This window comes from Nitrospirillum amazonense (assembly GCF_007828035.1).
Lineage (GTDB): Bacteria > Pseudomonadota > Alphaproteobacteria > Azospirillales > Azospirillaceae > Nitrospirillum > Nitrospirillum amazonense.
In genome coordinates, this window is record NZ_VITV01000013.1 from 35,485 (window position 1) to 61,875 (window position 26,391).

A 26,391-nucleotide genomic window follows, 5' to 3' on the forward strand; every position below is an offset into this window, starting at 1 on the left:
CTTCCTCTACGCGACGACAGTGGCCTCGACCAGGGCGGCCACTTCGGCCGGCCCGCCCAGGCGGGTGATGAAGGCGGCCGGATCCTCATCCGTCCGCATCCGGTGGGTATAGACAGCTTCCAGCGCCGCCACCAGCGATGTCGCACGGGCCGGCGTCACGCCACGCCATTGCGCCGCCCCGCCAGCGGGGGCCAGGAGGCCGACATCATAGGCCTGATCGCCCCGTGCCGTCAGGGTGACCAATGCCGGTGCCGGATGGGCACAGCCCTTGGCGCAGGCCGAGACGTGGATGTGCCCGCGCGCCAGCAGGCGGGGGGCGACCCGGGCCAGCGCCAGGGCGTCGCCGCGCGCGTGCGTCAGTCCTGAGTCACAGGCTCCGCGACCACTGCAGGCCGACAGCATCAGCCGGGGGTCGTCGGGTGCCAGGATGCCGCCTAGAGCCCGCACCGCATCGGTGTCGATGCGGTCCCCTTCCAGCAGCACGGCGCGCCAGGGGGTCAGGCGCAGGGCCGGCGTCATGTGCGCGACGAGCGCCAGCCATTGAACGCTCATGCCGCCGAAGGCAAAGCCGAGGCCCACCCAGCCAGTGTGTGCCCCCAGCACCTGTTCAAGGCTCAGGCCAGGCAGGCCGATGCTGACGGGCATCGGGGCCAGGGCCACGAGGGTGGCAAGCCCAGCCGTGCCCTCCGCCGCCACCAGGGCGGCCAGGCGCCGGTAGCGGCCGTTCGAGAGGCGGACATAGGCGCGGGCCAGGGTGAGGGCGGTGTCCACCACCGCGTCGGCGGTGCAGACACCCAGCGGCGTGGCGCCGGTCTGATCTCCGCCCACCGCCACCCGGAACAGGCCGGTGTCGGGCAGGGCGTCGAAGCGGATATCGGCAACGGTATCGGCCAGGGGCGCTTGGCCGCCCCCGTTCAGGACGAAACTGAACTTGGCCGGCAGCGCGGCCCACAGGTCGGGACTATCGGCCAAGGCGGCGTCCAGTGCCTGGGCCAGGGGGCGCACGGGCGTGCACGCCGGGTCCAGGCCGCAGGTGGGGCTGCACAGCACATTGCGCACCCTCTCCGCCGCCGGATCGCCGTTGACCAAGCCCAGTTCGCGCAAGGCGTCGGTCAGGGCGGGCAGTGCCGCTTCGGTCACGCCGCGGATCTGCAGATTGGCCCGTTGGCTCAGATCCACCAGGCCATTGCCGTGACGCTCCGCCAAGCCGCAGATCGCCGCCGCCATCGGCCCCGGCAGCCTGCCGCCGGGAATACGCAGGCGCACCAGCAGGCCGTCGGCCACTGCCATGGGCACCAGTGCGCCGGGGCAGGCGCCCCGCACACGTGGCGGATTGATGGGGGCCCTCATGCCAATTCCTCCCGCAGGCGCGTCAGATCCTCGGGCGTGGAATTGCGTCGGGGATGCCACAGGCCGCGCTGCAAAGCCTCCTGGAACCGGTCCAAGATTTGCCGGGCGGCGTCAGGGTTGCTGTCCGACAGGAAGGCCCAGGTTTCGCTGTCCGCCACATAGGCATCATAGAGGCTGTCCACCTGGTAGGATCGCACGGCGTCCGTCAGTGCCGCCAGGGCCACGGCGCCATCCACCGTGCGAGCCAGGTTGGCGGCCCCGCTGTGGCCATGGCGGCGTTGCCCGTCGATCCAGCGTGGGTTGGCGGCGCGGCCGCGCACCACGCGGGCGGCCTCCTCCGCCAGGGTGCGTGGCGTGATGCGCTCCGGCTCGGCGCTGTCGACATGATAGAGGACGGGATCGCTGCCCAGCAGGCCGGCGGCGGCGGCGAACCCGCCCTCGAACTGGGTCATGCCGTCGTTGTCCAGCACGTCGGTTTCGCGTTGGTCCTGGATATGGACCAGGGCGTCGGCCAGGCCCACGCGGCGGCGGAACAGGGCGGGCAGGGCCACGCCTTCCAGGCCCAGGCCATAGGCGTGGCAACCGGTGTCGAGATAGGCGGTGCCCAGCTGGTCGCGGGCCTGCCAGTCGCCGGTGGCCAACGGTTGCGCCAGGCCGGTGCCATAGCCGCCAGGGGCGGCGCCGAAGACGCGGGCGGTCGCTCGGCGGTCAGCCTCCGCCCTATCCATGCCGCCGGCCACCAGGGCGTCGCGGTCGGCGCGCACGGCCGCTGCCAGGGGATTGACGGCGCCCGGCTCCTCCAGCCCGGCGACCTTGCGCGCCGCCTGGTCGAACAGCGCCAGCTGCGCCGGGAACATGTCGCGGAACAGGCCGGAGATGCGCAGGGTCACATCCACGCGCGGCCGGCCCAGCACGGTGGCCGGCAACACCTCCACGCCCGTCACCCGGCCGCTGCCGGCCTCCCACACGGGACGTACGCCCATCAGGGCCAGGGCCTGGGCCAGCTCTTCCCCGCCGGTGCGCAGGGTGGGGCTGCCCCAGCAATCCACCACCAGTTGGCGCGGCCAGTCGCCTTGGTCCTGCAGATGGCGCGTCAGCACGGCATCCGCCCCCTTCCAGCCCAGGGCCCAGGCGCTGGGTGTGGGCACGGCGCGGGGGTCGATGGCGTAGAGGTTGCGGCCGGTAGGCAGCACGTCGGCCCGGCCGCGCGCGGGCGACCCACCGGGGCCTGGGGCGACGAAGCGGCCATCCAGGCCGGCCAGCAGGGCCGCCATCTCCGCTGGACCGCTGGTGGCCAGCGGGGGCGCCACCTCGGCCCGCAGAGCGGTAAGGGCCGCTGTGGCCCTTTGCCATTCCGGGTTCGGAACAATCTGGCCTGACACCACCTCCCGCACCAGGCCATCCAGCGCCGCCCGCACTCGCCCAATGGACGGACCGGTGCCCGTCCGCTCCGCCAGCAGGGCCGGCAGGGGATGGGGCCAGGGCGTCGCGGCGTCGGCCGTGAACAGGTCCTCCAGCGTGCCGGCCAAGCCCAGGTCGCGGGCCAGCGCCTCGGTCATGGATGGCTGATCACGGCGGGGGAAACGCGCCATGGCGGCCAGGAAGGCGGCCTGGGCGCCGTCGTCCGGCGCCGCCCCGAAGACATGCAGCCCATCGCGGATCTGCATCTCCTTGACGTCGCAAAGATGGGCATCCAGCCGGGCCAGAGCCTCATCGGGAAGGTCCCCCGTGGCCAGATCGGCCGGCAGGTTCAGGTCACGGGTGACGCCGGCCTCCCAGGCCAGGTCGCGGATACGGGCCCGCAGGGTGGGCAGGCGGCGCGGGTCCAGGCTCTGCGCCTGCGCGTATTCGTCCAGCGCCTGCTCCAGGGCCGCCAAGTCGCCGTGCAGCCCCGCCGGCGCGGGCGGCGGCGGCAGGTGGCCTACCAGCACGGCGCCCAGGCGGCGGCGGGCCTGCACGCCTTCGCCTGGGTTGGTGGCGATGTAGGGGTAGAGGACGGGCAGGGGGCCGGCCAGCCGCTCCGGCCAGCAGTCGGCCGACAGCGCCACGGCTTTGCCCGGCAACCATTCCAGCGTGCCATGGGCGCCCACCTGCACCAGGGCATGGATGTCCACCACATGGCGCAGCCACAGGTGAAAGGCGGCATAGCCGTGGCTGGGCGGGGTATCGGGGTCATGGTGGGCGGCGCTGTCGATAGCGCCATGCCCCCGGCTGGGCTGGACCGCCACTAATACATTGCCGCAGGACTGGATGCGAAAGCGCAGCGCTCCGTCGCGCGCCAGAGGGTCGGTTGAGGGGGCCCCCCACCGGGCGGTGATGGCGGCCAGGGCCGCGGGCTGCATCAGTCGGGCATAATCGACCAGGCTTAGGCCCGGCGCGCCGCCGTCGAGGGCCCGGCGCAGGGCGGCCATCAGGGCGGCGCCGTCGGCCGGCCTCTCGGCCACCCCATAGCCGGCACCGGCTAGAGCTGCCAGCATCGCCAGGGTGCTGGCCGGCGTGTCCAGGCCCAGCGCCAAGCCGGTGCCGCCGCGGGCAGGATAATCGGACAGCACCAGGGCCACGCGTCGCCCCGCCCGCGGGGTGGCGGCCAGACGGGCCCAGGCGGCTGCCTTGTCGGCCAGCGCGTCCACCCGGTCGGCACGGGGGCGGCTCAAGGTCGGGGCGTATTCCAGGGCGGCGTCCCAGTCGGCGGCCGCCTTGAAGGCGATGGCGGGGCCTTGCAGCCGGCCATCCATCTCCGGCAGTACCACATTCATGGCCAGGTCGGCGGGGCCCAGGCCGGCGCGTGCCTTTTCCCACAGCGCCTCCGTGCCCGTGGACAGCACAGCCTGCAGGACCGGCGCGCCGGCGGCGTCGAGGGGGGAGGAGTCCTCCGTACCTTGGCGGGCAGAGAAGCCGGTGGCGTTCAGCACCACGGCCGGTCGCAAGGCCCTAAGCTCGGCCGCCAGCCACTGGGCCGCCCGACCTTCCTTCAGGCTGGCCGCGTAATAGAGGTGGGGTGCTAGGCCGCGCTGGGCCAGGGCGTCGGCCAGGGCGTGCAGGGGTGCCAGATTGCCGGCCTGCAAGTGCGATCGGTAGAAAACCAGCGCCGCCGCTGGTCCCGCGACGGGTGCCGACGGCCGCCAGCCTTCATGACGGCCATAGCGGGGCAGAGGCATGGGCTCGCCCGCCAGCAGGTCGGCGGGCGGCTGCCGTCCCAGCAATTGGGCGGCCTCGGCCAGGAACCGGACCGTGTTCTCCGGCCCGCCCTCCACGAAGCAGCGCCACAGGCGGCGGGCGGTGGCATGATCCACGGTGCCGGCGGCCTCCAGGCTGGGATCTGCCTTGGCCTCCCCGGGCACTACGGCCAGGGCGATGCCCCGGGCCCGGCAGGTCTCCGCCACCTGCTCGAGCCCATAGCGCCAATAGCCGGCGCCACCGTTCAGGCGCAGCACCACCAGACGGGCGCGCGATACCACCGCCTCGACATACATATCGACGGATAGCGGATGCCCCAGGCGCATCAGGTTGGCCAGGCGCAGCGTGGGCCGCCAGGGAACATTACCCACGGCGCGGTAGGCGGCGGCCGCCGCCGACAGGTCACTGTCGGAAAAGGACAGCAACACGCACTCCGCCGGCGTCTGCCCCAAATCCTCGGCTTGGGGGGACGCCAGCAGATCCTCGGCCTGGGTGGGCAACAGGTGCATGGGAGGGGCGGAACCCGTGTGACGACACTGAAAGACGAAAAGCCAGCTTTATGCCGCTCTAGCCCCTATACGCCGTCAATTCAACAGCGGGATGGGCAACAGCGGGATGGGTCAACAGCGGGATGGGGCAGGGCACCGCTTTGCGTCCACGCCCGGTCCCGCACGACCAATCAGGCGGCCAGCGCCGCCTCGATGGCCGCCTTGTCCAGGCCCGTCTCACCGATCACCACCAGGCGGCTGCGCCGTACCTCGTCCGGCCCCCACAGCCGATCGTAGCTGGTCTGGATGCGGGTGCCCACACCCTGCACCAGCAGGCGCATGGGCTTGCCCGGCACATCGATGAAGCCCTTCAGGCGCAGTATGCCGAAGCGCTGGGTGATCTCGCCCAGCCGGCGGACCAGGGCCTCCGGATCGGCCTGGGATGGCAATTCGGCCACGAAGCTGGTGAAGTCGTCGTGGTCATGGTCTTCCTCGCCATCGTGGTGGCTGACGCGGGCGTCGAGGTCCGCTTCGGCCGCAGCCGACAGGCCCAGCAGCACATTGGGGTCGACATCGCCATGGGCCACACGTACCAGGGGCGGGGCGGTGGGCCGCAGGGCCTTCACCGTGTCGGCCACGGCGGCCAGGCCCGCCTCGTCCACCAGGTCGGTCTTGCTGACCAGGATCAGGTCGGCGCAGAGCACCTGATCCTCGAACACCTCCTGCACCGGGGTTTCGTGCTCCACCGTGGCGTCGCCGGCCTCCATGGCAGCCTTCTGCCGGGCCAGGGCCTCGGCATCGGGCGCGAACCGGCCCTCGGCCACGGCATCGGCCGCCACCACCGCCACCACGCCGTCCACCGTAACACGCGAGCGCACCGCGGGCCAGGTGAAGGCGCGCACCAGCGGCTTGGGCAGGGCCAGGCCGCTGGTCTCGATGATAATGTGGTCCGGCGGATCGGCGCGGTTCAGCAGCGTTTCCAGCGCCGGCACGAAATCGTCCGCCACGGTGCAGCACAGGCAGCCGTTGGCCAGTTCGATCACTCGATCCTCCGGGCAGGCCGCGTCGCCGCAGCCCTTGAGCACCGCGCCGTCCACACCGACGTCGCCGAACTCGTTGATGATCAGCGCCAGCTTGCGGCCTCCCGGGTTCTGCAGCAGCCCGCGGATCAGCGTGGTCTTGCCGGCACCGAGGAAGCCGGTGATGACGGTGGCGGGGATTTTGGCGGTGGGGGTAGGCATGGGCTCGCTTTCAAAGGGGGCGGTCGCGCCCGGCAGGCGCATTGGCGGCCGCGGATGCGGGGCGGGGCCGTTTTAGGCCGAAGACGTTTGGAAGGCGCGCGTGCGGGGGCGGGCGGGCCATGGCGAAACTTCCCTCTCTCCGCCATCTCCGGCGGACCAGATGTGGACCTCGTGACGGGAGGTCTCCTGGCTTGCGGTTCATGGCGCGTCTCCTGCCTTCCCGGCCGGGGCGGTGGCCCGGGCCAGTGGCGGCTCCTCGCGGACCTATCGGCCCGGGGGTATTGGCACCTACCGCGCACAGTTGCGGGGGCAGCTCCGGCCTTGAACCGGATTCCCTATTATCTCCAGCTGCCGGTGGGAAATCCGGCCGGCGACCGGGGCACCGTCGGTGGGCCGACAGTGCGCTGCATGAGGGCTAGGGATCAATGATTTTCGCACGGCGGCTTCCCCGGCAGCGCGTAAAAAAAAGCGTGCAGCGTCAGGGCTTATTAGTTCTTGAAATAGGAGATGTGTCCGGCCAAGGTGGGGGAATTTCCAAAGTTGGCGCTGTCCAGCGCTACGCTTCCCGTGGAGGCCTGCATGTAAAGGTTGGCCGAAGTGGCGCCGCCGACCGGCTGCAGCAGGATAGGTCCGCCGAGCGCCTTCATGCCGCTGATGCCCAATATCATGTTGATCCCGCCCTCGGCCGCAGCATTGGTGCCGCTTGCCTGGCTTTGGACAGGCAATCCCGTGAGGACAGCGGCCCCCTTGCCGGATAGTCCACCCTTGAAAGCTATACGGAACTGCAGGTCAACGCGGGTGCCCTGGACCTCATACTCGCAGGTGTTCAGGGTCGCTGTGTTGGCCGTTCCGCCCAGGCCAAGCCCAAGGGTGCATGGGGCCCGGCCGCCCCAGTACTGGTTATTGCTATGACTACCAGTCTCCACGATACCGTTATAGCCTTCCATCGGGTGGGTGGTTTCCATCAGCACGTGGGCCACGTTGTTGCTGGTTGTTCCTGTGAACTGCAGGCCCGCTGCTCGCGTGTTGTGTCGGTTGAAGGTATAGATATGGCCGCTGACGGTTGTGAAGGACGTATTGTTCAAGCCCACTCCGACATCGTTGCCCTCTAGCTCCAGATTATTGATCTGAAGGCCCGTGGCACCGTCGATCGCGAATCCGTAGCCGTTGCCGTTTCCGGCCCATGGTTGCTCCAGCACGACACCACGCCCCATCGTGGCGGCAAGGCCCTTGACGAAATACCAGTTCGCGTTGCCAACGCTATCCACCTGATCCTGATCGAAGAATACGAACTGGCAGAGGAAGGGGGCGCCACTCGGATAGGTCGCCACGGGCGGATCACAATAATAAATACCCTGGTATCCACCCATCCATTGGTTGTGGTGGAAAATCGACCCTTGGGCGTTAATGATCCGTGCTCCGTAATATCCAGACTCGCTGCTATATAGCTGACAGACATTATTGGAAGCAATAATCGAGTTGTTGTAATCTTTATCGGCCGCTGAAATCGGCCCCGGCATGTATAGGCAGATCTTGGTCGCATCTTCTCCGGCGCCATCGATGCGGTTATTATAGATCTGCGTTTGCCATTGGCGATTCACGTCTAAGGCGTGATTGCAGGATAGGAAGAAATTGTCGTGGATGCTGCCAGTGTTGGACAGAGCCCACTTGACCCCATGTGCCTCTGACTTGGCGTTCCCGCCGCAACGGACGGTGAAGTTGGCAATCTCCACGTTAATGGTGTTGAAATTGCCGTTATCGTAGCCGTTGTCATAGAAGACAGGGTAATTGCCGCCTTTGGCCGTGATGACGGTCGAATGGTTACCGCAGCCGATGAGTTTCACGCCGTGCTTGCCCGTCGTGTTGACCGACGAGCCGGCATAGTAGGTACGGTTGCATGAAAATTCGATCCGTCCGCCGGACGGCAAGGTATTGCCCGAATAGGGTCCTAAAAATCCCATGAGCTGGTCTAGGGCCGGTACAATATCGGTCTTGCCATCCGCCAAGCCTCCGGCCATCTCGGGATGCACGATAACTTCGTTCAGGGCCCAATACGCTCCATCCGCCGATTGGAACCCGGCATAGGAAGCCTGGGTGTTCACGCGGATATAACGAGCGGCGCCCCCATCCCCTGCCGTGGCATAGCCGGATGTCCGCAACGTGCGGGTGCTTTTCGGGATACGAAGCGCCGCCGCCGCCGCGCGGGATTCATAGGTTTGTTCCGTTCCCACTCCAGGGCTGTCGCGGCTGTTGTGGGCCTCTTCTTTAATTTGATCGGTCTGCCCCGACTGATCCGGTTGGGCATAAGAAACTGCGGAAATGGCGTTTAAAATGGCGACGGCAGCAAGACCGCGCAATAACGCTGATATGGGCATGGGCAGTACTCCGGAAATTTCTAACAGAGTGTTGAAGAAGTCAGCTTCTTCGGGCTTTGAGAGTGACCTCGTCGTCGTTGTCGTATGAGAGCTCGATCTCAAGCGTGCCGTCATCGTTAAGCTCAGCCGATCCTGAGCCGGTGACCTCATCACCTTCATCGGAACCGCCCCACCGGAAGAAGACGATGGAGCGGCCATATTGCAGATCCAGGCTGGCTTGCATGGCGCCGAAGGCCATTTCACCGTGGCCGTCGTTGCCGATGGTCAGCGTGGCGGGCCCGGCCAGGTTGAGGTAGCTGCCATCCCAGAGGTCAGCCTCAACGATCCGCCAACGCCCGAGGATTTTGCAATCCGCCGGGCCGCTCATGGCGTAACCGCCAGGAGCTTGGGCAGGCGCACCAGGTTGTAAGCGGCGGCGGTGAAGGCGAAGGCCCAATCCACCTTGGCGAGGCCGCGCAGCTTGGTTCGGCGCAAGCCAGCCACCGTCTTCATCCAGCCGAAGGCCTCCTCAATGCGCTTGCGCGCCTTCAAGGATGCCGAATAGCCGGGGTGGCGGGTGGTGCGCCCGTCGATGGCCGAACGCCGCCCGCTGATGTTCTGGGCAACATGCGGGCGCACATTGAGCGTCCGCAGTTCCTCCACGAAGTCGGCGGCGTCATAGGCCCGGTCACCACCCAAGGTGATGGCGCGAGGCCGGTTGGCCCAGCCTTCGATCATCTCCAGGGCAGCCAGTCGTTCCGCGTGCCCCGATGCGCGGGTCAGCCGTGTGTCCACGATCAGCCCCGACCGGTTCTCCATCAGTCCATGCCCGATGAAGCACAGCCTGGCTTCCATACCGGCACCCTTCCGGTAGAGCCTGGCATCGGGATCGGTCGCGCTCTCATGCATTTCGTTGGAACGTTTCTCACCACGGAAGTCCGCCGGAGCGTTTCGCCCGCCACCGGTGTCGCCATCTCCCTTACCATCGTCGTCTTGGCGATCCGGGGATGCTTTCGGCCTGAAGCTTTTCTGCGACGCCCAAGCCTCGATCAAGGTCCCGTCAACGCTGAAGTGTTCGCTGGACAGCAGCCGTTTCACCCTCGGCTGGGCCAGCACCGCCACCAGGAACTTCGACGCGATCTCACCGTCCAGCAGACGGTCCCGGTTCTTGGAGAACGTCGAATGATCCCACGCCGGATCATCCACGCCCAAGCCCACGAACCAGCGGAACAGCAGGTCGTATTCCAGCCGCTCCATCAACTGACGCTCAGACCGGATCGAGTAGAACGCCTGCAACAGCATGGCCCGCAGCAGCATCTCCGGCGCGACCGACGGCCGCCCCATGCCGGAATAAAGCGCGCCGAAGTCACCCGACAGAACCGCCAGCGCCGTGTTCGCCATCTCCCGGATCGGGCGGAGCGGATGATCCGCCCGCACCCGCATCTCAAGATCAACGTAGGAGAACAACTCCCCCGACCGCTCGTCTGATCCCCGCATGCCGCCCTCGGCTCCGTTCCAAGGCCAACAGTGAATCATGCCAACACTCAGGCGGCCACAGGCTTTTTCAACAGCCTGCTAGGCAGCCCCCTCTCGCATCCCATTATCCTGTGCAGGAGGCAACGGATCAGTTTCGGATGCGTCAACCGGAACGATCCTGCTAGATTAACATCGGGCGGTGTCCGGAAATTGGAAGGGATAGGGAGACCTTAAAGTCTCCTGATATGGTGGCGCGTCCAATTGCCCTCGTTGGAGAGGCTGAAGGTTGCAGGCTTGGAGGAGTCTCGTTTGATTGATTGACGTTAGGCAATCGTTTCGCAAAGGTGGTTCAGGGCTGATTGATACCGTACACGTTCCAATTTGGTACATGGCTTCAATGATAAAGCGCCTACCGTGGAGTTATGAGGCAATGACGAGCTTATATAAGAATAAGCGGATGATGTATAATTGGATCATCCTGGAAAAAATAGGGACTTTGCGCAAATAGTCTGCCCGAAAATTTTCTGAAGTGGTTATGTCAATGAATTCCTCACGTATCATTTTCGATTCGCCGAGCCTTGCTGTTGTTTGCAAGCCAGGGACGCGGAGAGAAGTTGTAATCACGTTTAATGAACGTGGAATGCTCGCCAACGGGACTAGGTTCTGGGGGGAGGAGTATCTGTCGGCAATGGGCTACAGTCTGTACGGTGTTATGTCCAAGTCTCCGAATTGGTTTCCAAGAAAAGATATGGAGGGAGCCATAAGAGTTATTAATTCTGATCTGCAACAGAGTCGTCCACTATCCATTATTACGTATGGGCATAGCCAGGGGGGGTACGCAGCCCTCCGTTATTCCGCTGATTTAAACGCGGTGGCTATTGCATCCAGTCCTCAATACACAATTGATCCGGCAAAATCGGAAGGTATGGCGGGGCCTTATTATAAATTTTTTGATAGTAGCCTCCATGAGGAGATGGAGATCAGGCGCGAGCATGTAAAAAAGGGATCTGTATTTTTTTATGACCCTATTTTTGAAGAAGATAGTTGGCATGCGAGAAAAATAATTGAAAACTCTGATGCGACTCCAATCCTTGCGCCTTTTACCGGTCATGCGACAATACTTCATCTAATCGATACTGGGGCCATTGATTCGATATTTAATTCTGATCAAATAACCATTGATGCGTTTTCCATTAGAAAAAAGATCAGAAATCATCGCGGGAAATCTGTTATTTATTGGATAAATCGCGTTTATGCTCTTAGTCGAAACGTCGATCGATTCGCAGGTGAAATTGAGCATGCTGCCAGGAATGCTGTCAAATTTGCATCGAGGAGTCCGGAGCCCAGGGTGGAATTAGCTAAGATACTTTATCGGACTGGTCGGCACGAAGAGGCAGGTAGTGCAATTTCCCTTGCTTTTACCTTTGTAGAGGAGGCCTCTCGAGAAGAGGTCTGGTATGAGATAATTGAGCTTCTCGGAAAAATACATGGTCCAAAGCCAGCTTTGCTGGCATCCCAATTGCTGGTACTTTACCGGCCGGCGCTTATTCATGCTCAATTCTTATTAGCTTATTATCTAATATACACGAAAAGGTTTGAAGAGGGTCGCGCAATTTTGCGACAAATTTTGTCTTATGGGGGTCATGTTAGTGACCGTAATCAATTTCTTTCTCTTTTACTCGAGGCTGGAATGCAGGCGGAGTGGAAAGAATTATCAAAATAGTACCTCGTTTGGAGTGCGCCCCCTTTGGGGTGGACACTGCGGATAAAAGATTGACGGTGATGTCGGGCCTTGCAGGAGTAGGGTCATGGCGAAGCACCGTTCAAACGCCAAGTGGTTGCCGAATATGCTGGTGGTAATCTGTACAGAGACGGTTATGTCCTGACAGTAGACCGCTCATGAGGTTATCAGACGGCGGTGACCTGCTCCCCGAGCACGCCCCCAGTTTAAGTTAGAGACCGCCTCAAGCAGGAGACGGATGATGAAGCGTTCACGGTTCACGGAAGAGCAGATCATTGGGGTTTTGCGGGAACAGGGTAAGACCGGATGTTTGTCCGAGGTGAGGTGGCTCGTCCCCGCATTCACGCGGATCGAGGGTTGCTCGTGGTATTGAGCCTTTCCTCACCGTGAGGAGGACGAGCCATGGAGCAGTATAGCAGCGAAGCCTATATCGGATTGGACGTTTCGAAGTTACGGAACGCCGTTGCCGTCGCCGAAGGCGGCCGGAACGGCGAGGTGAACCGCGCCGGGATTGTCGGAGGCTTTCACTCCTGAGAGACTGAAGCCACGATGAGCGTAAGCATGCGGCGTAGCTTTCAATTACCCACAGTCAGGTCTCCTGCGATCTCGGCTCCGAGCTTAATGTCGGTCAGTCGGGTGAGGCCGCGCCAGATGACCGTGTTGCCCGGTGGAGGGTCCGCTGCTCTCGCGAGATATCCGCCAAGTCGGGCCAGCTTGGTCAGATAGAATATCAGGGTTCCGGGCTGGGTTCTGCGGTTGCCGGCGTCGCCGATGAGCCGGTCGGGAATTACGATCTCCTCGTCAGTCAGCGCCACGGTGGGCGGCGAGTCTGGCGAAGTTCGGGCGAGCATTGTTAGCCACAATACGCGCCAGCTGATGATGCAGAAGACCGAGACCAAGTTTGCCAGGCGATCGGCAGTGCGCAATTTCGCGTCCTCCGCTCGGCAGCCGGATTTCAAGATCTTGTGGAAGACCTCGATCTTCCAGCGCATCGCGTACCATTTGATTTTCTCGACGGCCTCAGCGCAGCTTGCGACCGGAAGGTCACTGAGCAACTTCCATTCGATGCGTTTTCGGCCCTTTGGGGCGCTCGGCTCGACAGCGTGGATGACCGTAAGGTCCAGCGACGGATAGCGCCTCTGCTTTCCGATCGGTGGCAAGACCCGAATTCGCTTGAACCGGACATCCAGCGCGACTTTGACAACTTCGCCGGCATCGTCACGCACTTCGATGATGTGCTGGCCCGCAGTGCCGACGTCACTCATCTCGGCCGCGACCGTGTGGCTCCCGTCGCCAGCCAGGCGGTCGACGCAGGTGCGAACCACAAAATGCGTGCCCAATTCCTGGGTGAGGCAGTAGAGCTCAAAGATATCGCTCTCGCGGTCACCGACATGAATACACCGGTCTGGCTGGCCAAAGCGGTCGATCGACTGGCGAAGATTCTCCAGCCATCGGACGCTCTCCTTCTTCTCGATCGGAACGCGCGTCGGGTTGATTTTACGCTTGAGCGCGGCGGTTCCTCTGAACTTGTCGCGGTTCCAGAATTTCACCGCCGCCAGTCCGAGTGGCAGTCCTTCGACCGTGACGGCCAAGCTGGAATGCATCAGGATTCCGCATACGGCGTGATGGCGAAGCCGTCCCTTTTTGTCGCGCCCGCTGTTGATGCTCTTAGGGCCTGTTGACAAAGAAGGGTAGCTAGATTTTGGCGGCGGCGAGATTGAGGAAGCCTATGAAGGATTTCGCGGTTTGTCGTATCGGGTGGCGATGCAGCGGAACTGCTTCAGCCGATTGAACATGCGCTCGATGCGGTTGCGGTCCTTGTAGCTCTGGAAGTCGCAAGCGATCGGCTCCCGCCGGTTCGATCTGGGTGGGATGACGGGCAGGACGCCGTGGACGAGCAGGCCTTGCCGGACCTCGTCGCCATCATAGCCCTTGTCGGCCAGCATCAGCCTGGGCTTGCGCACATCAAGGTCGAACAGGTCCGGCACGGCTTCGTAGTCGGAAGCCTGGCCACCGGTCAGGACGAAGCCGAGAGGGCGTCCTTGACCGTCTGCGCGGGCGTGGATTTTGCTCGTAAAGCCGCCGCGGCTTCGACCAAAGCCCTCCTTATGAGTCCCCCTTTTGCGCCGGCGGCCTGGCTGTGGCCCCGGACGGTGGTGCTGTCGATCATGTGCTGCCAGTCGTCGGTCAGCCCAAGATCGACCAGGGTCTGAAGCAGCGCGTCCCACACCCCCTGCTCGGCCCAGCGCCGGAACCGAACATAGACAGAGTTCCATTTACCGTAGCGCTCGTGCATGTCCCGCCACGGGCAGCCGACACGTAGTACGTAGAGCATCCCGTTCAGGAAGCGGCGATTGTCGTGAGATGGCCGGCAACCCCGGCCGCGCTCGGATGGCAACAATGCCTCGATAATCGCCCACTCTTCGTCCGTTACATCGCCGCGCATCAAGCTGACCTCCGTAAAGATCAGCGTTGAATCACGCCCGACACATCTTGGGAAGCCCCTTTGTCAACAGGTCCTAGTGAACCCGACGTCATGGGGCTTGCGGCGTTGGTAAGTGAACTCCGTCGTATCCTGCAGCAACAGGATCGGGCCGTTGCAGGCGTCATACCGCGCCCGGGTGGCGTCGAAGTGCCCACTCAGGATATCGCCTTCCTCCACCTTGGTATTGGAGAAGAACCGATAGGCGGCCTTCGTGCTTGCCCAATCCTGGCACGCGAAGGGAATGGACCCGCCCATTCCGTCGCCGAGCTGCTTCAGGATGTCCGCAAACCGCCGACCAAGCCGCGCGTCTTTGAACGCCGCCTCATCGACCTCTTGGTCGCTCCAATGCGCTGAACCATCGTTCCGAACCGACATCCCGCACCCCATCAAGCGAATCAGGTGCTCGATAAGGAATCACTGCCGCGCGACAAACAGGATGAGAGCAGCGCGACAATCAGGATGAGAATCGCCAGCAGCTGCCCCGGCGGAGGGCGTAGCCCGTAGCCGGGGCAGCTGCTGGTGTGGCGCCTTTTGGGTGCTGCGGATGGTCGGGGTCGGCCGGGTAAAGAGGGAGCATCTCGGATTTCCAGAGGATGCCCCGTGATTGCCCGGCCGCCACGTCAACGACCATCAGATGAGGCTATTCATGAAGTTGCGGCAAACGATCCCGGTGACCGCGGCGGCGGCCAAGGCGGGCTTCAGCGCGGCGACCGGGTATCGGATCCTGCACGATCCGGTGCTCCCCTCGGTGCGGCCGGAGGAGCGGGGCCGTCGGCGCCCCGACCCCCTGGCGGATATTTTCGACAGCGAGGTCGTGCCACTGCTGAAGGCGGCGCCGGGCCTGCGGCCAATCGGTGTGTACGAGGAACTGATGCGCCGCCACCCCCACCTCAGTCCCGGGGTGCGCCGGACGCTGGAACGGCGGATCCGCGCCTGGCGGGCGGTTCATGGCGCGGAACGGGAGGTGATCTTCCGCCAGACGCATGAGCCCGGCCGGCTGGGCCTCTCCGACTTCACGGAGATGGGCGACCTGGGCGTGCGTGTTGCTGGCTGCCCGCTCGATCATCGGCTCTATCACTTCCGCCTGCCCTGGTCCGGCTTCGAGCATGCCCATGTCATCCTGGGCGGCGAAAGCTACGTCGCCTTGGCGGAGGGGCTGCAGAACGCGCTCTGGGCCCTGGGCGGGGCGCCGGCCGACCATCGCAGCGACAGCCTGTCGGCGGCGTTCCGCAACCTGGACGCCGAGGCCGGCCAGGACCTGACCCGTCGCTACGACGCGCTGTGCCAACACTACGGCATGACGCCCAGCCGCAACAACCGGGGCGTCGCCCACGAGAACGGCTCGATCGAGAGCGCCCACGGCCACCTGAAGGCGGCGGTCCGCGATGCCCTGCTGCTGCGCGGCTCTCCGGACTTCGACGACCTGGCGGCCTATCGCGGCTTCATCGACGAGGTGGTCGGCCGCCGCAACCGCCGTCATGGCCCCCGCATCGACCTCGAGCGTGCCGCCTTGCATCCCTTGCCCGACCGCCGGACCAGCGACTTCGAGGAAGTCATCGTCACCGTCACTTCCTCCAGCGCCTTCACGCTGCGCAAGGTGTTCTACACCGTGCCATCCCGCCTGATCGGACATCGCCTGCGCGTGCGGCGCTACGATGACCGGTTGGACCTGTTCGTCGGCGGCACCCACCTCATGACCCTGCGGCGCGGACGGGCGGCCGGCAATGGCGCCCATGGCCATGTCGTCGACTACCGCCACCTGATCCACAGCCTTCGGCGCAAGCCCATGGCCCTGCTGCGGCTGGTCTACCGCGATCAGCTCTTCCCCCGGGACGCCTACAAGCGAACCTTCGAGCGCCTGTTGGAAGCGGGGTCGGAGAAGGACGCCTGCCGGCGCATGGTCGACCTCCTCGCCATGGCCCATGAACGGGCCTGCGAGGCCGAACTGGCCGAAGCGCTCGTCGCCGACATCGACGCCGGCCGTCTGCCCGACATGGACGTGCTCAGGCGACGCTTCGCGCCATCCCCCGGCACCTTGCCCGAAGTCGTGGTCAAGCTGGCCCCCCTCAGCGCCTACGACGCCCTGCTGACCGGAGGTGCGGCATGACCACCGTCAATCCCGCCATCGACGCCCAGAGGCTCAGCCTGATTCTCAACGACCTGCGCCTGCCGGCCATCAAGCTGGTCTGGCCCGAGTTCGCCGCTCGCGCCGACAAGGAGGGATGGCCCGCCGTCCGTCTCCTGGCCGCCCTGGCCGAGCATGAGGTCGCCGAACGCGACCGTCGCCGCATCGAACGCCACCTGGGGGACGCCCGCCTGCCGCCTGGCAAAACCCTCGACAGCTTCGCCTTCGACGCCGTCCCCATGATCAGCAGGGCCCAGGTCACCGCCCTCTGCTCCGGCGACGGCTGGCTCGAAAAGGGCGCAAACTTGATCCTGTTTGGGCCGCCAGGCGGGGGGAAGTCGCATCTGGCGGCCGCCATCGGCCTCGCCTTGATCGAAAACGGCTGGCGCGTCCTCTTCACCCGAACCTCCGACCTCGTCCAGAAGCTCCAGGTCGCCCGCCGCGAACTGGCGCTCGAAGCCGCCATCGCCAAGCTCGAAAAATACCACCTGCTCATCCTCGACGACCTGGCCTACGTCACCAAGGACCAGGCCGAGACGTCCGTCCTCTTCGAGCTCATCAGCGCGCGATACGAGCGCCGATCCATGCTCATCACCGCCAACCAGCCCTTCGGCGAGTGGAACCGCGTCTTCCCTGATCCCGCCATGACACTCGCCGCCGTCGACCGCCTCGTCCATCACGCCACAATCTTCGAGATGAACGTCGAGAGCTATCGCCGAAGGTCCGCCATCCAACGACAGTCACGGGCCGGCAGACCACCTACATTCGCGACAATCAACACCGTCGAGGAAATGTCGCGCCGCGACAATCAAGAAGAAAAACCGCCCTTGCCAGCGACAACAAAATAGAGCGATCCTGCACTGCCGCGACCATCCCTTCTCATCCTGATTTTCGCCAGCCTCTCACACAGATTGTCGCGCTATAGAATCACAAGGGATTCATTTGATTCAACATTCCCGTGTCCGGGATCTTTATTTGAGTCAGCGACTTATGGGTAATTGAAAGCCTCGCCGGAGGGGTACGTTCCGTCAGCGCCTTCTTCAACTGATCAAGCAGGCCGTTCTGGTCAAACGCCGTCTTGGCGTCCGCTCCGGCAAGCAACTGGTCAAGGATCGCGTCAGGGATAACAGGCTCTTTGCGTCGGGCCATGGAGGGTCTCCTTTTTCCTCACTATAACCCCGCCGAGCACGAAATTCCTGATAGTCCCGCGCCGGTTGCATCAGCAGGGCTTCCGGGGTTCCCTGCGGGTCGTCGCCGAGTGGGCGACCCGCCGGCAGCGCGCGGATCAGATGGGGGCAGAGGCCCTCAGCGCACGCTGTCGGCTCGAACCATCGCCCGGCTCATGACCTTGGGCAGCGATACCCTGACCAAGGCGGAAACCATCGTCATCGCTGCCATTGAAGGGGGCGTCCCCGGCTTGGTCGATACCAGGAACATTGTCGCCGACTTCCAGGGGATGATCCGGCGCAAGTCCCTCAGCGACCTCCAACCTTGACTGGATCGGGCCAAAGGTAGCCTGGTGGCGTCGTTCGCCAACGGCATCATCAAGGATCGCGCCGCTGTAGCCGCCGCCATCACGTCACCCTGGTCCAATGGCCAAACCGAAGGCCAGATCACCAAGCTCAAACTCGTCAAACGCCAGATGTATGGCCGCGGCAAGCTTGACCTACTCCAGGCCCGCGTCATCGGTGCCGAATGATCTGCCCATCATCAAGTTTGCGTCAGAGACCCTATTGGGCGCCGATACGGGGTCCCGTTACGCCGCCGATTATAGGATGGCCCGCCCCTCTCGAAGCGATGGGTTAAGATTGCAGACCTTTGCGAGAGGGAGAGGAGCGGACCGATGGATATCGTTGTTCTTGGGATCGACCTTGGCAAGAATTCCTGCAGCGTTGCCGGGCTGAACGCCGCCGGCCAGGTTGTGCTTCGCCGCCGGCTGAAGCGGGAGGGCATTGTCGGCCTTTCTCGGCAGTGGCCTGGGTGCGTGGTGGCGATGGAGGCTTGCTGCGGGGCGCATCACCTGGGTCGGCAGTTGGCGGCGCAGGGGCATGAGGTCCGGCTGATGTCGCCGGAATATGTGCGTCCCTACGTGAAGGCGCAAAAGAACGACGACCGGGACGCCGAGGCGATTGCGGAGGCGGCGACGCGGCCGACGATGCGCTTTGTCGAGGTGAAGACCCAAGCGCAGTCGGACATGCAATCGCTGCACAGGGCGCGGGAGCGCCTGGTGAACGACCGGACCGCGCTCATCAACCACCTGCGGGCACTCCTGCTGGAGCGGGGCATCACCGTGGCGCAGGGGCGGCGCAAGCTGGAAAAGGAATTGCCCGGCATCCTGGCCGACGAGGCGTTGGGCTTGAGCCCCCGCATCCGCCAGTTGGTCAGCGATTTGCGCGAGGAATGGCAGGGGCTGGATCACCGGATCGCCGCGTTCGACACCGAGTTCGTCGCCCAGGCCCGCAACGACGAGACGGTCCGCCGCCTGATCTCGGTGCCCGGCATTGGCAGCATCAACGCGACGGCGCTGGTGGCGGCCGTCGGCGATGGTCGCGCGTTTGCGCGCGGCCGGGACATGGCCGCCTGGCTGGGGCTGGTGCCACGCCAGATGACGACGGGTGGCAAACCCAAGCTGCTCGGCATCAGCAAGCGCGGCAACCGCTACTTGCGCAAGAACCTGATCCACGGCGCCCGGGCGGTGCTGCCGTTGCTGGTCGAGCGCGATACGCCGCTCGGCCGCTGGGTGAAAGGCTTGCTGGAGCGCGCCCACAAGAACACCGTGGTGGTGGCGGCGCTCGCCAACAAATTGGCGCGCATCGCCTGGGCCGTCCTGACGGGTGGACAAGGCTTCGATGCGGCACATGCCGTGGCGGCATGAGACGAAATTGATCGGCGCGCGGTCAACGCTGCGCACGGTCGCCGGTGTCTGCGGGCGGTAGGATGAGATGGCCTGGCAGTCGAACGGCAGTACGGAAACCTGGGCGTTGTCAACGGCCTTCGAGGCCGGGCCGATTATGAGGACCGGGCTGCGCGGATCTCCATCTTGGCAGGGGGCATTGCCCCGAGGCCGGATACGTTGAAGCAGACTGATCAAGGCGGGATCGTCAAACCACCTGTGGACGGGGCGGGCCATACGTTGACACAGTAGCCTCAAGGCGCCTGACATTCCCAAAGCTTATAGACCCAGGGGCTCCACCCCCACGGCCTGAGCGCCACGTTCCGACCTCCATCGCCACCATGCGCATAACCATCGCACAGGCACTCGCCAGAACACTCCCACGATGTCCATGCTGCCATAAAATACGCTACTTATGACACAGTAGAATTAGCCGGACGTTGTAATATTAGGCTCATGCTGGATAGTAGCACGGAGTTCGTTCCCGTGCCATCGAACGTGACATGTGGATTCCCCAAATAGAAAACGATATCGAAGGGATCGTTCCTCCCGCCCAGATAGCACTCCGCCCCCAGTTGGAACCAGCCGTCACCTTGGTCTTGAATGTCTACAGATAGCTGGGCACCATAGGAGAGTTGATCAACCGATGTAATGACACCAATGTCGAAATTAAACATTAGGCGTACCCCAGCTCTTCTTGGATGCTTTATATCTATCATGATACTTTTCGCGCCAGCCGACTTTATATCGATGCGGAGAATAATCTTTGAATCCAAGCCACGGTTGATCCTGAATACGCAGCAATGGTTCCCTGGATCGAGAGTGTCAGACAGTACTACATAGCCCCTGAAATTTTTTAGGGGGCGAATATCGTTTAAATCCAGGGTGGATCCAATGCTAAATACGGTTACATCGTCGCTAGGAATCTCTATTGATTCGCAATAAGGCCGTTCGCGTATTTTATCAGTCATCGTCTCGTACAGACCCAGAAATTTGCGCTGGAGATATTCAACTAGGGGGGTTTCGTATTTTTCCCGATTGTGACCCCAGAAATCGCTAGCCACATACTCCATATTCCGCAGCAGTATAGGATACATAGAACGAATGCTTTGGCTGACCTCGTATGGGGTAGCGCTGCATTTGTTACTGACGTTGGCAAATAGTCTTTCGATTCGTGTCTCGGGATCGGCAAAAGTATCGTAGGTTTCGTCAAAAAAAGGTTCAAACGTTACGAATCCGTGCTCCCGGAGCGAGGAGAGCGATCCCGGCTCGCCGGCAATAAGAAAAGGATGCATATTAGAGGCGCTTTTTAGGAATTTTTCCGTTACGCGTCGAGAATCAAGACCGTTACTAAAATCTGTTTCGGTGATAATTGAAAAATCTGTAATAAGATATGGTTCTTGAACAAATCGATCTTGTAAAGATGACTTATTGGAAACACCATCCGTGTCAGCTATAAGAGGAGATAGGCGTGCAAGCTGATCGAGGTGCTTGCTTAGTCGTTGCCCGAGGCCGATATTACTGCAGTAATATTTTGATTCCTCGAAAAAATCGATGTGAGGAACTTCGGGGATGCGAAATCCGGGAAATGAAACAAGACCTTTGTTAAGTATATTTCTTTCGATCATCCAAAGGAGGAGCAAAACTCGGTGCGGCCTTGGAAAATAATTAAAACAGAGGAATCGCTTCGGTTTCGGATTATCGGAAAATATTGCGGCCGTTAAATTGTCAATATGCTGGTTCAGAATATGGGAGTCCGAATATTTTTTGTGCAACATAGCGGATTGATCGAGCATCCACCAATGAACTAAATGTAGATTGAATGGGCGCCTCCCGTGGCGCCGACACCAACGCAAATATCCCGAGCTTTCGTTCCCAAATAATATGTTGTGTTGAGCTAGAGAAACTTTCGATTCATCTATATTGTATTCAATCAATAGGTTGTGCATTTCTATTATTGATGACGAAAAGACTTCATTGAATGCAGCCCCTTCATGAGAGTAATCTATTAATATATAGTAATTCGAGTTATCGGCGATCTTTTCTTTATATTCGCGCAGGATATCTTCGAATGCATATCCAGTTTGACTGGATCTGATTGCCGTCAGCATATTGACGTGTAAGAATGCTACATGCGGTCTCGTACGAACCTCGTTGTCGGAAATAACCTCAATGTCTTTTCGATGTGTGGCCAGATATGTCAGGATGTTTGAATTTCCATACACCGGGAGTTTGAAGCTGGCCATGCGGAGATTTCCATCGTTAGAGTAGATGTATTAGGCTATTTAACGAATTTCTGCCCATCTTGTTGTAATTAAAGCCGATATTAAACGCGTTTTTACGACCGAACGATAGAGGAAGGTATTCTCAATTCATGAAAATGGAGAGAAGTGAGTGGTCGTCTGGAATGGTACGAGCAAATATCCGCATACCATTAATGACGATCATCCTCGTTTTTAGTTGCCCGTCGAATCCCGAAACCTGGTCATAGCGGCTAACACGCCATCCACCATGACCAGGGGTATTTCTTCAGGACTATATGCGCTGGTCGGGCGCCGATCTACTGGTATCGCACGCCAATCAGCGATCGTTTGCCTTCCGGCGAATCTGCTCGGAAATCCAGGCGTAAGTCTTTTCCAGGCCGGCGCGCAGCGTCAGGCTGGGGGCCCACTCCAGGCGTTCGCGGATCAGCGTGTTGTCGGAGTTGCGGCCGCGGACACCCAGGGGACCCGGGATATGCCGCTTGTAAAGTTGCTTGCCGGCGATCGATGACACGATGTCGACCAGTTGGTTGATCGTCACCATCTCATCCGAGCCGATATTGACCGGACCGGTGAAGCCGGAACGGGTCAGGCGAATGGTGCCCTCCAGACACTCGTCGATGAACAGGAAGGAACGGGTCTGCGTGCCGTCACCCCAGATTTCGATCTCGCCGCCATCCTGCGCCATCGCAACCTTGCGGCAGATCGCGGCGGGAGACTTCTCGCGCCCGTCATTCCAGGAGCCCAGCGGCCCGAAGATGTTGTGATAACGGGCGACGCGCGCTTCGATCCCGTGGTTGCGGTGATACGCGAGGAAAAGGCGTTCGCTGAACAGCTTTTCCCATCCGTACTCGCTATCGGGATGAGCGGGATAGGCGCTGTCCTCGCGGCAGTTGGGGTTGTTGGGATCCTCCTGGTTCTCCTGCGGGTACATGCAAGCGGAGGACGAATAGAAAATCCGCTTGATGTTGCGCTTGTGACAGGCGTCCAGAACGTTGAGATTGATGGTCGCCGAGTTGTGCATGATCTCAGCGTCATGCTGGCCCGTGAAAATGTATCCGGCCCCGCCCATGTCCGCCGCCAACTGATAGACCTCGTCAAAGCGACGGTCGATCACCTGGCGGACAACATACTGCTCACGCAGGTCGCCAATAACAAAGTCGTCGGCAGGGGTTTCCTCATAGCGCGGGTACTTGACGTCCACGCCGCGAACCCAATTGCCTTCTGCCTTGAGACGCTTCACCAGATGGCTGCCGATAAAGCCGCCAGCACCCAGCACAAGAATCTGCTTCATGAATTCCTCCTCATTCAAACTGGCTGCGCTATGTCACGAGCCTGATGCCCCGGGGCCGAGGTCAAGCGAGCTCAAGAGCCGCAGTCCCGTGACGAGCGGAAATGAAATTGGCCAAATGCGGGTACTCCTGCACCCCGTAGATCTCCGCCCATGCGGCCAGTGCGCCCGGACCTTCCGGTCGACTGAGGTCGAAAGCGTGCTGCAAGTCCGACCGCATGGCCCAAAGACAGTAGAGAACGCGGCTGAGCCGCTGTCCCGCGACTTCGCTGCCAGATGGGCAGTCCTCATGAAGCCACGCCACCTCTTCCGGGTGTAGATAGTCTTCCAGATGATGTTCCACTACGCCGACCAGATAATACCAAGCGACGAAGGCGGCCAAGCCCTGGTCGCTCCCGATGTCCAGGCCCGACGCGACGTCGCTTCGCTCCGCCAGGATTTGATCCATCAACGCATGATAAGGCACATCACCAAGGATTGGGTGAACGCGCGAGCTGCGGGTGCGCCAAATGGTATCCATGCGGTGGGTGCTGCGCTGCGCTGTCTCCACCCTTTGCACCCTGGCGCTTTCAACCACATTGATCGCGGGAGCGTTGTCCATGGCCCGCCGGTGACGCCCATCGTCGAAGCGGGCTACCGCCTCCGGACTGTCAATTTGCAGGCCCTTGTTGAGGCACCACATCACAAACGGCCGGCGGGCGGTAGGATCCGCCACTACGGATTCCGCCTGTGCCTCGAGCTCGACGATGTCCTTAAGAGGCGCGTGGTCCAGATCGAAGACGCCCATCGCCCGAATGCCAATGCCGCGCAACGTCGAGCCGGTACGCAGGGTGCTACTGGGGACTGAAACCAGACAGTCCGTGACGATCTTAAGTTGCAAGGCGCGACCACGCCGGGCCGCGGTTGGAATCACACATCGCAGGCGGATACACCCATAATCTGGTGACAGTTGGATTTGGGCGACGACCTCCTCGTTGATCAACAGGCGTGTTTGCAAAGAATGCGGCGCGTTGGCGGGCGCCATGATGTCCATCAGGAGCAAGACGGCGCCTGGGGGGGACGGTTCCAGTGGAATATTGAACATGGCCGTCTGCGCCGCCGTCCAGACGCAATCGTCGATGAGCGGGCCAAGCCCCATGGCCGAGAACGCGCCACGATCATCCATGGCGCTGAACTCAAGCAGGCGATTGTACACCTTGGGGGAGATGCGCTTCGGCTCCTCCTGCCGTGTGTTGCCGAGAATGTCATCGACCGTGTCCTCATGCATCTTCAGAAAGGACACGTAATGCTCGTAGCCGCGGACATAGCTGTTGACCAGCCGGTCCAGTTTGCGCCGGTCGAAATGCGCCATGGTGCGGTTGGGCCGGACAGCGTCGGCGATGAAGTCCAAAATCCGTCCGCAGTCCCGTTCCAGCCACACCCGCCGGCCTTCGACCGCGGTTTCGCGGGCGGACCGGCCAATTTCCGCAGCGTTGCTGATGCTGAAAGGGCCAGCGTTATCCTTGTTGAACAGGATGCCATTGACCCAATTCAGAATGTACTCGTTATGGGTTGGCAGGTCGTGGGCGATGACACAGCACCCCCGCGCCATGGCTTCCAGAAAAGCCATGCCAATCCCCTCGGAGGGCCGGGGGGCAATGAAAACATTGCAGCGGTGCATGGCCGCCAGAAGATCGGCCTTGTTCTCGAACCAGGTGGAAACTGTAACCGGGTAGTGCACCCCTCCAATGAAGCTATGGGCGCTCTGGTCGATGAAAAGCCCATCCGGTGCGTCGTGAATGTGCAGCGACGCCAGCTGGTGGCCGATCATGTGATTGATGGTTCGCCAGTGGATACCGGTCTGCGGGGCTCTCTGCCATAGAAAACCTCGCATCTCTGAGAAGTCGCTGACGAATTCGTTCGGAATCTCCGGGAAATACTTCACCAGCAAGCTGTTGCACCCCGCCCGACGGATGCTTTCATGGAGGTTGAACGAGAAGGATATGAACCGGGCCTCACCGGATATCCCCCAGTGGGTCCTGGGCATTTGCCCCGAACCATCGTACATTGGGACGACGACCGTAGGCAACCCGGCCGCCAGAAAGAGTGGCGCCAGATAGTCCATCTGCCAAAGGACGGCGACCTGGACATCGGCGGGCGCCGTGAAATCTGGAGGCAACCCTTCAGCGGGGTCGACAAACAGAACCTCCACTTCGTACCGCGTCCGGAGCAGATCAAGAAAGAATTGAGACGAAATCGTCTTCCTGTGGAAAATATGATCAACAAATAGAATTTTTCTCACTTGAGCCACTCCTTGTACTGGGATAGGCAATAGGTCGTATAACGATGACGTGCCTGATTGGCGCGATTCGTCAGCTGACGGCGAGACATTTGACTAAACTGTGCAAGGGCGGCAACGTAGCCGCCGACATCTGCGCATACAAGCCCTAGATTGAAATACGACACCTCCTTTTCAAATCCTGTGCCCCTGCTCGTGATTATCTGACGACCGTGTCCGACCGATTCCGTCAGAATGGCGGAGGAGCGCAGCTCGTAAATATCCGCCGCATAGGGCATCAGCACCAAATGCGCCCGGCGGAACATCGCCGTCATCTCCTCGAAGGAGATCGATGATGGCAATAATTCGACACCAGGGGCAGCGTAGATCTGCGAGGCCGACTTCATATTGTGTTCCAAATCCCAGGGCGGCAAGTTCTGGATCAGGAAGCGGACTTTCAGACGCGGGTAGCTGCGTCTGAAGTCGCTGATGATGCTAGGGAGAAGGTTGAACCCCTTGTCAATTCGGCCGGAGCCCGGCGACACAACGACAAACTCCTCTCCATCATCCATTGGTAGGATATCATGGAAGGGCGGAACCGGCGTCGCGGCGACCGGGGCATCCAGCAATTCTGCCAGATGGTCGGCGTAAACCGAGGCTTCCGCCGACAGGAACACCGGATACCCCCGAGAAATGATGTCCTTCACCTGGCGCAGCAACTCACGCTTCGGATCGGGATACAGGCGGCAGGAATACTCCATCACGCCGATGAAGCGAAGATAGAGGCGGGGCGCCCGCTCGGGTGGGAGTGTTCTCAGCATCTCGAATATCGCCAGGCATGAGAAGAAGTCGACACTTGGGAAAAAAAGTGAATCGGCGGCTCCGATGGAGAAGCGTTCAAAAAATTCCCGCGCATCCGTGGTCGCGAGTTCCAGCATCCGTTCCTCGTAGTCCGGCAAGACGGCGGTGGCGTCGACTATGGCGCGGCCCTGCGCATCCGAAACCTTCATCCGATTGTGATAATAAAAGTGGAATGCTTGCTCGACCTCATTTTCTTGGGCGAACGCCTCTGGCAGTAGCCGGCTGGCGACAGGGATAATGCTGTCGTAGTAGCTAAATGAAGAAAAATAAGATCGAAACTTCACCAGGCTGGTGAGATTGTGTCCGAGCAGCTGCGCACAAACCGGATCGAGAATGAAAAGCCGAGACATTGTTCAGCAAACCCTTCGTGAGAATGGTAATCGATTCAGGA

The 26,391-nt window shown here is 61.8% G+C and carries 17 protein-coding genes, 3 pseudogenes and 1 riboswitch; of the genes and pseudogenes, 5 read left to right on the forward strand and 15 right to left on the reverse strand.

The features are described 5' to 3' along the window. Positions 1–6: 6 nt before the first annotated feature. The 6 genes from cobG to FBZ87_RS25440 all read right to left on the reverse strand — a co-directional run bounded on the left by cobG (position 7) and on the right by FBZ87_RS25440 (position 10,107). Positions 7–1,350 (reverse strand): precorrin-3B synthase, encoded by a 1,344-nt coding sequence (gene cobG / locus FBZ87_RS25415; RefSeq protein ID WP_145613387.1) that lies wholly within the window; start codon positions 1,348–1,350, stop codon positions 7–9. Continuing rightward, complete coding sequence (gene cobN / locus FBZ87_RS25420; RefSeq protein WP_145613388.1) at positions 1,347–5,036, reverse strand: cobaltochelatase subunit CobN; 3,690 nt, start codon at positions 5,034–5,036, stop codon at positions 1,347–1,349. Before cobN ends, cobG begins: the two co-directional genes overlap by 4 nt. Positions 5,037–5,206: 170 nt before the next feature. Continuing rightward, on the reverse strand, positions 5,207–6,256 hold the full coding sequence (gene cobW / locus FBZ87_RS25425; RefSeq protein ID WP_145613389.1) for a cobalamin biosynthesis protein CobW: 1,050 nt from the start codon (positions 6,254–6,256) through the stop codon (positions 5,207–5,209). A 159-nt stretch (positions 6,257–6,415) separates the two neighbouring features. Next, positions 6,416–6,639, reverse strand: a riboswitch (cobalamin riboswitch). 105 nt (positions 6,640–6,744) lie between these two features. Continuing rightward, complete coding sequence (locus tag FBZ87_RS25430; protein ID WP_145613390.1) at positions 6,745–8,631, reverse strand: hypothetical protein; 1,887 nt, start codon at positions 8,629–8,631, stop codon at positions 6,745–6,747. Positions 8,632–8,671: 40 nt separating this feature from the next. Next, complete coding sequence (locus FBZ87_RS25435) at positions 8,672–8,998, reverse strand: hypothetical protein (RefSeq protein ID WP_145613391.1); 327 nt, start codon at positions 8,996–8,998, stop codon at positions 8,672–8,674. Further along, positions 8,995–10,107 carry an IS5 family transposase gene (locus FBZ87_RS25440; RefSeq protein WP_145613455.1) on the reverse strand — a complete coding sequence of 371 codons (1,113 nt, stop codon included), beginning with the start codon at positions 10,105–10,107 and terminating at the stop codon, positions 8,995–8,997. Before FBZ87_RS25440 ends, FBZ87_RS25435 begins: the two co-directional genes overlap by 4 nt. Positions 10,108–10,774: 667 nt before the next feature. Here FBZ87_RS25440 and FBZ87_RS25445 point away from each other — a divergent pair. Beyond that, positions 10,775–11,809 carry a tetratricopeptide repeat protein gene (locus FBZ87_RS25445; protein ID WP_145613392.1) on the forward strand — a complete coding sequence of 345 codons (1,035 nt, stop codon included), beginning with the start codon at positions 10,775–10,777 and terminating at the stop codon, positions 11,807–11,809. Positions 11,810–12,402: 593 nt separating this feature from the next. Here the strand turns inward: FBZ87_RS25445 and FBZ87_RS25450 are convergent. The 4 genes and pseudogenes from FBZ87_RS25450 to FBZ87_RS25460 all read right to left on the reverse strand — a co-directional run bounded on the left by FBZ87_RS25450 (position 12,403) and on the right by FBZ87_RS25460 (position 14,687). Then, positions 12,403–13,512, reverse strand: a complete 1,110-nt coding sequence (locus tag FBZ87_RS25450; RefSeq protein ID WP_211107186.1) for an IS4 family transposase — start codon at positions 13,510–13,512, stop codon at positions 12,403–12,405. A 42-nt stretch (positions 13,513–13,554) separates the two neighbouring features. Beyond that, positions 13,555–14,103, reverse strand: coding sequence for an IS5 family transposase (locus FBZ87_RS29910; protein WP_246134600.1), 549 nt, complete (start codon positions 14,101–14,103; stop codon positions 13,555–13,557). Next, positions 14,055–14,273: pseudogene (locus tag FBZ87_RS29915) on the reverse strand (transposase); the annotation flags it as partial. The pseudogene FBZ87_RS29915 and the gene FBZ87_RS29910, both read right to left, overlap by 49 nt. 63 nt (positions 14,274–14,336) lie before the next feature. Further along, complete coding sequence (locus FBZ87_RS25460) at positions 14,337–14,687, reverse strand: IS4/Tn5 family transposase DNA-binding protein (protein ID WP_211107190.1); 351 nt, start codon at positions 14,685–14,687, stop codon at positions 14,337–14,339. Between the two features lie 229 nt (positions 14,688–14,916). On the opposite strand from FBZ87_RS25460, the gene istA reads away from it, so the two are divergent. Both istA and istB read left to right on the forward strand, forming a co-directional pair. Next, positions 14,917–16,419, forward strand: a complete 1,503-nt coding sequence (gene istA, locus FBZ87_RS25465) for an IS21 family transposase (protein ID WP_145613393.1) — start codon at positions 14,917–14,919, stop codon at positions 16,417–16,419. Beyond that, positions 16,416–17,285: an IS21-like element helper ATPase IstB gene (gene istB / locus FBZ87_RS25470; protein WP_145613394.1), complete on the forward strand. Its 870-nt coding sequence runs from the start codon at positions 16,416–16,418 to the stop codon at positions 17,283–17,285. The genes istA and istB overlap by 4 nt, the downstream gene beginning before the upstream one ends. Positions 17,286–17,439: 154 nt before the next feature. Here the strand turns inward: istB and FBZ87_RS25475 are convergent. Further along, positions 17,440–17,586: pseudogene (locus FBZ87_RS25475) on the reverse strand (IS256 family transposase); the annotation flags it as partial. A 59-nt stretch (positions 17,587–17,645) separates the two neighbouring features. Here FBZ87_RS25475 and FBZ87_RS29920 point away from each other — a divergent pair. Both FBZ87_RS29920 and FBZ87_RS25485 read left to right on the forward strand, forming a co-directional pair. Continuing rightward, positions 17,646–18,136, forward strand: a pseudogene (locus FBZ87_RS29920) (transposase); the annotation flags it as partial. Positions 18,137–18,280: 144 nt separating this feature from the next. Next, positions 18,281–19,312 (forward strand): IS110 family RNA-guided transposase, encoded by a 1,032-nt coding sequence (locus FBZ87_RS25485; RefSeq protein ID WP_145613395.1) that lies wholly within the window; start codon positions 18,281–18,283, stop codon positions 19,310–19,312. A 431-nt stretch (positions 19,313–19,743) separates the two neighbouring features. Here FBZ87_RS25485 and FBZ87_RS25490 read toward each other — a convergent pair whose 3' ends face one another. The 4 genes from FBZ87_RS25490 to FBZ87_RS25505 form a co-directional block, all read right to left on the reverse strand. Further along, a complete protein-coding gene (locus FBZ87_RS25490) occupies positions 19,744–21,576 on the reverse strand; it encodes a hypothetical protein (protein WP_145613396.1) in 1,833 nt (610 codons plus the stop codon). 334 nt (positions 21,577–21,910) lie between these two features. Continuing rightward, positions 21,911–22,885: an NAD-dependent epimerase/dehydratase family protein gene (locus tag FBZ87_RS25495; protein ID WP_145613397.1), complete on the reverse strand. Its 975-nt coding sequence runs from the start codon at positions 22,883–22,885 to the stop codon at positions 21,911–21,913. 61 nt (positions 22,886–22,946) lie between these two features. Further along, the gene (locus FBZ87_RS25500; RefSeq protein WP_145613398.1) at positions 22,947–25,163 is read right to left on the reverse strand and encodes a glycosyltransferase; all 2,217 of its coding nucleotides are present in this window, start codon (positions 25,161–25,163) and stop codon (positions 22,947–22,949) included. Next, a complete protein-coding gene (locus FBZ87_RS25505; RefSeq protein WP_145613399.1) occupies positions 25,160–26,350 on the reverse strand; it encodes a glycosyltransferase family protein in 1,191 nt (396 codons plus the stop codon). The genes FBZ87_RS25500 and FBZ87_RS25505 overlap by 4 nt, the downstream gene beginning before the upstream one ends. Positions 26,351–26,391 lie beyond the last annotated feature (41 nt).

What these genes read in the sequence shown, in the direction of transcription:
- cobG (WP_145613387.1), bottom strand. Translation starts at nt 1,350, where the DNA reads ATGAGGGCCCCCATCAATCCGCCACGTGTGCGGGGCGCCTGCCCCGGC.
- cobN (WP_145613388.1), bottom strand. Translation starts at nt 5,036, where the DNA reads ATGCACCTGTTGCCCACCCAGGCCGAGGATCTGCTGGCGTCCCCCCAA.
- cobW (WP_145613389.1), bottom strand. Translation starts at nt 6,256, where the DNA reads ATGCCTACCCCCACCGCCAAAATCCCCGCCACCGTCATCACCGGCTTC.
- FBZ87_RS25430 (WP_145613390.1), bottom strand. Translation starts at nt 8,631, where the DNA reads ATGCCCATATCAGCGTTATTGCGCGGTCTTGCTGCCGTCGCCATTTTA.
- FBZ87_RS25435 (WP_145613391.1), bottom strand. Translation starts at nt 8,998, where the DNA reads ATGAGCGGCCCGGCGGATTGCAAAATCCTCGGGCGTTGGCGGATCGTT.
- FBZ87_RS25440 (WP_145613455.1), bottom strand. Translation starts at nt 10,107, where the DNA reads ATGCGGGGATCAGACGAGCGGTCGGGGGAGTTGTTCTCCTACGTTGAT.
- FBZ87_RS25445 (WP_145613392.1), top strand. Translation starts at nt 10,775, where the DNA reads ATGGGCTACAGTCTGTACGGTGTTATGTCCAAGTCTCCGAATTGGTTT.
- FBZ87_RS29910 (WP_246134600.1), bottom strand. Translation starts at nt 14,103, where the DNA reads ATGGAACTCTGTCTATGTTCGGTTCCGGCGCTGGGCCGAGCAGGGGGT.
- FBZ87_RS25460 (WP_211107190.1), bottom strand. Translation starts at nt 14,687, where the DNA reads ATGTCGGTTCGGAACGATGGTTCAGCGCATTGGAGCGACCAAGAGGTC.
- istB (WP_145613394.1), top strand. Translation starts at nt 16,416, where the DNA reads ATGACCACCGTCAATCCCGCCATCGACGCCCAGAGGCTCAGCCTGATT.
- FBZ87_RS25485 (WP_145613395.1), top strand. Translation starts at nt 18,281, where the DNA reads ATGGATATCGTTGTTCTTGGGATCGACCTTGGCAAGAATTCCTGCAGC.
- FBZ87_RS25490 (WP_145613396.1), bottom strand. Translation starts at nt 21,576, where the DNA reads ATGGCCAGCTTCAAACTCCCGGTGTATGGAAATTCAAACATCCTGACA.
- FBZ87_RS25495 (WP_145613397.1), bottom strand. Translation starts at nt 22,885, where the DNA reads ATGAAGCAGATTCTTGTGCTGGGTGCTGGCGGCTTTATCGGCAGCCAT.
- FBZ87_RS25505 (WP_145613399.1), bottom strand. Translation starts at nt 26,350, where the DNA reads ATGTCTCGGCTTTTCATTCTCGATCCGGTTTGTGCGCAGCTGCTCGGA.